The organism is Maricaulis sp. B-26 (assembly GCF_056857855.1).
The window spans coordinates 1-7124 of the sequence record NZ_JBSXNX010000003.1 but is presented as its reverse complement, the minus strand read 5'-3'; the positions used below and the strand labels follow the sequence as shown (position 1 = coordinate 7124).

General features: G+C 64.9%; 7 protein-coding genes. 2 read left to right on the top strand and 5 right to left on the bottom strand.

Annotated features, from left to right (window positions below; genetic code table 11):
- Nucleotides 1–523 precede the first annotated feature (523 nt).
- From hfaD to hfaA, 3 genes are read right to left on the bottom strand one after another with little or no spacing between them, the layout of a single operon-like run.
- Nucleotides 524–1762, bottom strand: a complete 1239-nt coding sequence (hfaD, locus tag AC13HB_RS00075) for a holdfast anchor protein HfaD (protein WP_482947673.1) — start codon at nucleotides 1760–1762, stop codon at nucleotides 524–526.
- Nucleotides 1677–2675, bottom strand: a complete 999-nt coding sequence (hfaB, locus tag AC13HB_RS00070) for a holdfast anchoring protein HfaB (RefSeq protein WP_482947672.1) — start codon at nucleotides 2673–2675, stop codon at nucleotides 1677–1679. The genes hfaD and hfaB overlap by 86 nt, the downstream gene beginning before the upstream one ends.
- Nucleotides 2662–3093, bottom strand: coding sequence for a holdfast anchoring protein HfaA (gene hfaA, locus AC13HB_RS00065; protein ID WP_482947671.1), 432 nt, complete (start codon nucleotides 3091–3093; stop codon nucleotides 2662–2664). Before hfaA ends, hfaB begins: the two co-directional genes overlap by 14 nt.
- A 181-nt stretch (nucleotides 3094–3274) precedes the next feature.
- On the opposite strand from hfaA, the gene AC13HB_RS00060 reads away from it, so the two are divergent.
- Nucleotides 3275–3895 carry a rhomboid family intramembrane serine protease gene (locus AC13HB_RS00060; RefSeq protein WP_482947670.1) on the top strand — a complete coding sequence of 207 codons (621 nt, stop codon included), beginning with the start codon at nucleotides 3275–3277 and terminating at the stop codon, nucleotides 3893–3895.
- A 4-nt stretch (nucleotides 3896–3899) separates the two neighbouring features.
- Here AC13HB_RS00060 and AC13HB_RS00055 read toward each other — a convergent pair whose 3' ends face one another.
- Both AC13HB_RS00055 and AC13HB_RS00050 read right to left on the bottom strand, forming a co-directional pair.
- Nucleotides 3900–4523: a GDYXXLXY domain-containing protein gene (locus AC13HB_RS00055; RefSeq protein ID WP_482947669.1), complete on the bottom strand. Its 624-nt coding sequence runs from the start codon at nucleotides 4521–4523 to the stop codon at nucleotides 3900–3902.
- Entirely contained in the window at nucleotides 4520–5869 is a 1350-nt protein-coding gene (locus AC13HB_RS00050; RefSeq protein ID WP_482947668.1) for a DUF2157 domain-containing protein, read from the bottom strand. Before AC13HB_RS00050 ends, AC13HB_RS00055 begins: the two co-directional genes overlap by 4 nt.
- Nucleotides 5870–6052: 183 nt before the next feature.
- Here AC13HB_RS00050 and AC13HB_RS00045 point away from each other — a divergent pair, with 183 nt between their 5' ends.
- Nucleotides 6053–6481, top strand: coding sequence for a CBS domain-containing protein (locus tag AC13HB_RS00045; RefSeq protein ID WP_482947667.1), 429 nt, complete (start codon nucleotides 6053–6055; stop codon nucleotides 6479–6481).
- Nucleotides 6482–7124 lie beyond the last annotated feature (643 nt).

The window sequence follows — 7124 nt, the reverse complement described above, 5'->3', positions numbered from 1 at the left end:
GGAGAGGCAGCAAAAGCGCTGACTGTCTGTCCAGACCGGTTTCGAGAGGGAGCCCGTGAGGGCTCCGGTAAATCTCCGTGTGCAGGATGTCCCTGATGTCACTCACACTTACAGCAACACTCCGGCATCAGCCGGCATCCTGCACCCCTCATACCGCCAGGCGGAAACGCCGTGGCGCTGAAAGTGTTTCGTCCTCCCCCGCCGGGGGAGGTGTCCCGAAGGGACGGAGGGGGCTGGTGCAGGATGAGGCGCCGAATACCCCCATCGACCCGCGGCCTTGCCGCGCCCCACTTCCCCCGGCGGGGGAAGACGATAACGGCTCTGACACCCGGGACCACCGGTCCCGCAAGCGCGACCGCGCGCCGGGCGGTCAGCCCGCCCCATCGGAGGCGTCCGCGAAGCGGACTGCCGTGAGATCGAACAAACTACCCGGGGGAAGACGAATCTCAGCCCAGAATCAAAGGGCCCCGACCCTCACAACACGAGGGCCGGGGCCACGCTTCCTCCGAAGAGCAAGCGTGTTCTAATTGCCGGAATGGGGCGTGATGCTCTGATAGGTGGCCGAATTGCCGATCGCGGTGGCCGAGCCGGTCAGGACATTGCCGGTGGTCATGCTTCCGGTGACGGCCGAGCTGATCGTTGCGGCATTGACCTGGCTGGTATTGCCCCAGCCCTCGACCGGGCATTCCGCGCAGATATAGGTCGTCGCGGCATTGCCGAAGCTGGTGGCGGAGAGCAGGGCGGCTCCGCCTTCGCCGCCGGCGAGACTGGTCGTGGTGCTGACCGCGCCCGTATTGGTCTGGTCGACGCCCATATAGGCGTTCGAACCGATATTCGAGATGATCGCCGAATTGCCCACGCCCTCGGAGGAGAGCGAGACCATGTCGATGTCGAAATTGCCGATCTCGGCCGAGCTTTCCGCGGTCACGGTACCGGAATTGTTCTGCTCGCCCTGGATGCGGGCATAGCCGTACTCGTTCTGCATCCAGACCGAATTGCCGTTGGCCGAAGAGACGATCTGGGTCGAGACCGCGCCGCCGCCGGCGTCCGCGCCGGCCCGGGCCGTCACGTCGCCGCGATTGTCCTGGTCGGTATCCACGACCTGGTCCGGCCCCATGTAATAACCTTCGATCCGGGCGGAGTTGCCGTTGGCCGCGCCGAGAATCGTCGCGCTGTTGCCCAGCCCGCCGGTCGGGGCGAGGACATAGCCGTCCGCCGTCACGTCGGCGCCGGAATCCTGGCGCAGGCGATGGTCGTTGTCGCCGCCATAACTGGTCGACTGATAGGCATTGGCAGAGGCCGTCGCCGAGGTGACCGAATTCATCGCATAGCTCGACACGGACAGCTGTGCCGAGGACGAGACGCGCGATCCGTCCGCCGCGCTCTGCGCGATGTCCGCATCCATGCCGGCATCATTGATGACGCTGACGGAATTGCCCATCGCCGTGGAGGTCGTGATCGCGGTGCCGTCGATGGCGCGCACATCCGTGCTCGCTCCGGTCTCGACCGAACCGCTGAAGGTCTGGTCGGACTGGATGTCGTGGCGTGTCACCACGTCCACGGTCAGCGCATTCGCGACGCCGATCGAGTTGAGATTCGCTGCGTCGGCCCGATCGGTTTCCCCGGTCGCCACCACCTGGATGGCGGCATCAAGATTGATCTGGCCGTTCAGGATCTCAGTCGTATCGTCCGCGAAGATAGGTGCGCACGTCAGCGTCACGGCGCTCATGCCCGCGATCAACATTGGTCCGTGCTTGGACATTCGACGTCTCCCTGGAGCCGTAGGGGGTGGATGCATCGACGCCGCCGGTCACATTCGTGAAGCCGCCGCCGATCGGATCGGAGAAGGAACAGGCCGACGCGACGTCGACACCGTACATTTGTGCGGAAAGTTCCAGCACGGCGCGCTCGATCACCGAGCGCACGGCCAGCTGGACCGGCTCGAGCGAACGCCCGCCGCCGGAGATATCGATCACCGCATCGTCCCAGAAGGCGAAGATGCCGGCCGAGACTTCGCGGCCGATGATCTGCTTCTGATAGGAGATGACGTCCACGGTCTCCATCGTGCGCGTATCGTTGAGGCGCAGGTCGAGACCGATATTCATCACCCAGGCGCGACGGTTGAACAGGCCGATCGGATCGCTGTCGATCCGGTCGCCGCCCAGCACGTCGATGCCGTTGGAGCGGATATTGTAGTTGAGCTCGGTAATGCCGCCGACCAGGTGGAAGTCGGAGCCGGGCAGGGAGGCCGCCATGATCTGGCGCTGCTCGCCATTGCCGTCGCGGATCAGCGAATTGTTGGCATAGCGCAGCTCGAGCTCGGACACGGAAGTGTCGAAGCGCTCGACCAGGCGGATGCCGGCTTTCGAGAAGGCCGAGATCGCCATCAGCGAGGCACCCTGGGTCACCGCGGCGCCGCCTTCCAGCGAGGCGCGGCCGGTATAGTCCGACAGGCGTCCCACGGCGATGCGCGGCGACTGGATATTGTTCGCCCGTGCGTAATTGGCCAGGCAGACCAGCGCTTCCGAATAGGGCGTCGGATTGGCCGTCACCGGCGCGCCGCCGATCGGCTGCGCGTAAAGGCCGTCCGATCCGCCGGTCCGGGCCGTGGTGGCACAACCGGTCAGGGCGATGACGCTCGCGAGCGAGGCGAGGAGAAGCTTAGTCTTCCGCATTGTCGTTACTCACATTGCCGTTGGCTTGGGCGCTGGCGTTGATGTCGCCATTGTTCGTCTGGGTGGAATTCACGACGACCGTGTTCCACTGGCCGCTCACATTGACGTTGAGCTGGTTGCCGATGGCGGTGGCATTCGCGCCCACGCCGCCGTTTCCGAACAGGCCGGTCTGGGTCGAGACGCCCACGCCGGTCTGGATGATGCCGTCGATCACGACGCGATTGCCCGCGCTGGAGCGAGCCGCCGCGCCGGCGCTGGCCGAAGCGCCGGACCAGGGGCGGCTCGACTGCGCGTTGGAGCTGCCATAGGGCTGCTCCCAGCTGGTAGCCGTCTGGGTCGTCTGCGCCATCGCGCCGCCGGTGAGGGCGGTCAGGGCGAGGGCTGTTGCCAGAGCGATTGAAGCCTTGCGCGTCGTCATGGTGTCGTGTCCCTTAGACCGTGTTCGACCCGATGGTTTGCAACGGGCATGCCAAAGGGTGTGGCGGCGCTAAATCGTTCTCCTGCTAGGGGAAACGTTGTACTCGCGAGGGGCGAGTGCCCATATGGCGCAAGCATTTGGAGCGTGATTTGGAACGGGTGTGCCGCTGCGGGACGTCAGGATGAGACAGCCAGTCTTCAACAATATGCCGGCGGGCGTGCTCATTCTCGCCGGGCCGATCATCCTCGCAGCCCTGCTGCCCTGGATTTCGCCCGCACTCAATGAATGGCTGTTCGAGGCCAGCGTGCTGGTGATGACCGGACCCGGAGAGCCGGCCCCGCCTCAGCCGCTCGGGCCTTTGGCGCCATATCTTCTCCACATCCTCATCCATTTCGGCCTGCTCCACCTCGTGCTCAACCTGACGATCATCCTCTCCGCGGGGCGTCTTGTGGCGGCCCGGTTCGGAACGGACGGGCGCGGCACGCTCGGCTTCGTGCTCTTCTTCCTGGCTTGCTCGGCATGCGGGGCGCTGGCGGAGACCGTCTTTCACCAGGGCGGAATGATGGTGATGGGCGGTGCCTCGACCGGCGCGTCAGGACTCATCGCCGCGATCGGCTGGATCAGCGCCGGCTGGCGGGGGCTGATCCGGTTTGCGCTCCCCTGGATCGGGTTCAATCTGCTGATCGGGCTGACCGGCTTCGCCATGCCCATCCAGATCGGATGGATTGCCCACATCGGCGGCACGCTGGCGGGCGCTGCGCTATTGCCGGCCTTTCTCGTCCTCTTCGGGGGGCGGCGCTAGGTTCCTACCAGACCGAGTCGACTCGCCGCTCGCCGTCGACCTCCAGCCCCTTGATGAGGAGCGCGCCGTCTTCGGGCACGGCGAGAATCAGGCGGACGCCGTTATCGCCGTCCTCGTCGGTCTCTCGCAGCCGGTCCTGCAGAGCGAGAGCGATCGCTTCCGACGCGAAATAGCGCTCGATATTGAAGCGGGCATAGACCCAGTTGTAATCGACCTCCACGGATTCGCGCGTGACCTCGCCGGTATCCGGATCCGTGGTGACGACCCATTCCCGCGTCTGCCGGTTCTGCGCGGTCACATAACCGCGTGCGACCAGCGGAGCGCCCGGATGTTCGCGGTAGAGCGCGACCGGACGGGCGAGCCCGTCCTCTCCGACCGACAGCGCGACGAAGACAGGATCGCCGCGGGCGAAGTCATCATCGCCATCGAGCGATGCCGCATCCAGCCGGCCTAGCGGCGTCCGGATCGCAGCGAAATGTCCGAGGAAGATGTCGCGCGGATCATACCCCTGCACATCGACCAGAATTTCCGGACTATTGGCCCGCCGGTCGAGATGCGTGACCAGCATGAATGCGAGGAAAGCCGTCATCAGCGTCGCAATTCCCGCAAGTCTGAAAGTGCGGCTCATGACTGTTCTCCCTCGGTATCGGACGGGGGCGTGCTTTCGGCCGGAACAACACTGCGCGACCGCCATCGCAACAGACCGAGGCTCAGCGCGAAGAGAAGCAGGCCGCCGACGAAGAAGAAGAGCGCCGTGTCGAGCAGTCCGCCGAAGGTTTCCGCGTAGACGTAAAGCGTCTGGATCACGAATCCGGCAATGCCGATCACACCGGTCGCCCGGCTGCCGCTACGTCCGCCCTGGAGAATCAGCGCGACGGTGGCGGCGTAGACCAGACCGCCGGCCATGATGCGCAGCGCCATCAGCATGCCATCGGCGCCGATGCGCGACACTTCCGGCAGAAAGGCGATCGCGATCAGTGCGGCGGCGAGACTGACACCGGCGAGCCGGCCTGTCCGGTCTCGCAGCGTTCGCCAGACGGTCAGTACCAGTCCGGCCGCCAGGGCTGGCAGCGCCAGGGCGTAATAGGCCTCGCCCGGAACCGAGATCGCACGATCCGGATCGATGGCGAGAGTCGCGACGCGATCGATGGCAAACTGGAGACCGATCCCGGACAGGAGGGCCAGAATTCCGAACCAGGCGGCCATGATGCCGCCGCCGGGGATCTGGCGATCGCGCGCCGTTGCACCGGCGAGGGCGATGGCACCCAGGATAAGCGTCGCCCCCGCCTGCAGGCCGAAATCGGTAATCTCGACGGCCCGGTCATAGCGCTCCAGCGCATGACCGACCCACAGGGCGAGCCCGAGCGCGAGGAGATTGAGCGTGACCTTCGATTCGAGTCGCAGGGCGAGAAGCGCCGTGATCGCCCAGAGCGGCAGATAGCTCCACAGCGTACCGCCAACCAACGGATTGAACGCCTCCAGCGTCGCCCACAGGCCGCCGAGCAGGGCGGCTAGAATCAGAACCGGCCGTGAGGGCAGGGCGAGTGCAGTCAGGAGCGCCGCTCCGGCCCAGATCAGAACCGCGGTATTGCGGAAGGACGTCATGTTGAAGGTCTGCGCGGTGAGCATGATGGCTGCACCGAACAACGCGGCGCCGAGCACGGCCAGCGCATGACCCAGATGATCCGCGCCGCGGTCGAAAGCGCGACCCGCACCCAGCAGGGAGACCCAGAGCGCGGAGAGGATCACGGCGAAGCGGGCCAGCTTCGCCATGCCCTCCCAGTTCGCGGCGACGAAGGTGATTGCGGACATGGCCAGCAGTACTGCACCGAGAATCGCCAGGGCGCCCGTCACCGACCAGCCGGCGCGCCCGGGCGCGATGTCGGCGAGAATCCGGTCGCGGTGTCCGGCTTCGATCCAGCCGGCCCCGATCCAGCGATCGAGGTCCCGTGTGAGTCGTGACTTGTATCCCATGGCGCGCAGCCTCCCCTGATCGCAGGCCCGGTATGCACAACCGTGACGAAGCCGGGAGGCGCTGTCCACGAAAACCGATTCACATCGGCCCGGGGGGAGGCCGATCGGGTGGCGATGCGCCCGGCGCCGGTCTGTGGTACAAGGAAACCGGATGAGAACACGCTGCCGTGCGGAGGTGCGAACATGATTGTCGAGGCCATCCTGAAGACCAAGGGAAACAATGTCGTCACGATCGAAGAGACCGCGACGCTGGAGAAGGCGGCGCAGACGCTGGATGCGCACGCGATCGGTGCGCTCGTCGTGGTCGATCGAAAGGGAAGGCCGATCGCTGTGCTCTCCGAGCGGGACCTGGTTCGGGAAATGGCGCTGAACGGTATCGGCTGCCTGAGCCGCCCGGTATCCCAGGCCCTCACCGCGGCTTTCGTTACGGCCGATCGCGGAACCTCTCTCCGCGATCTCATGGTGCTGATGACGGACCGTCGCGTGCGGCACGTCCCGATCATGGATGACGGGGAGATGCTCGGAATCGTCTCGATCGGCGATGTGGTGAAGGCGAAGATCGCCGACATGGAGGCCGAGGCGGCTGCGCTTGAAGCCTATATCCGCTCTTAGCGCAATTTCTTCAGCACCCGGATTTCCCTGTCAGGGCTGTGGGTTGGGGCGTTTTCGGGTAAGCGAGCCGGGACGGCATGCAGAAAATGCTGGGGTAGGGGGTTGCGCCTGATCCGGCATCCTGTAGAAACCGCCCCACGACGGCGCTGCCGCAGCGGATTTCTCCTTGCGGACGGGCGTCGTTTCCTTATTATGCGAGGTCTTGTCGTCTTTTCGAACGAGGCCGGTGCCGCCTAAAGCGGTGGTGCCGGGCAGTCAGTTTTTCGCCGCTTTTCAGGCTTCGGAAAATCAGCTGCACATCTCTGAAGAAAGTTGATTGACTTCGAAAATGCGGCGGACTAGATACCGCCCTCCTCGCCGGGACGGGTTCTTCGGGATCCTGAGCGGCGCGGGTCGAGCGGATGGCCTTTTGGTTGTTTGTTCGGTCCGGCTCTTTGACATTGTTGGATTGGAAAGAGAAACGCAGGCGGCGGTGTTCTGCGGTGGGTCAGACCACCAATGGCACTGACACGCTGAAGCGTTTTTCTACGACGATTTTGGTTTGTCCCGGTTGGCTTTGGCCGGCCTGGGCATGACCACAATCCCGTTGAACTTTGAATGCCAAGCGCGTCAGGATCGAAACTCAACCTGAGAGTTTGATTCT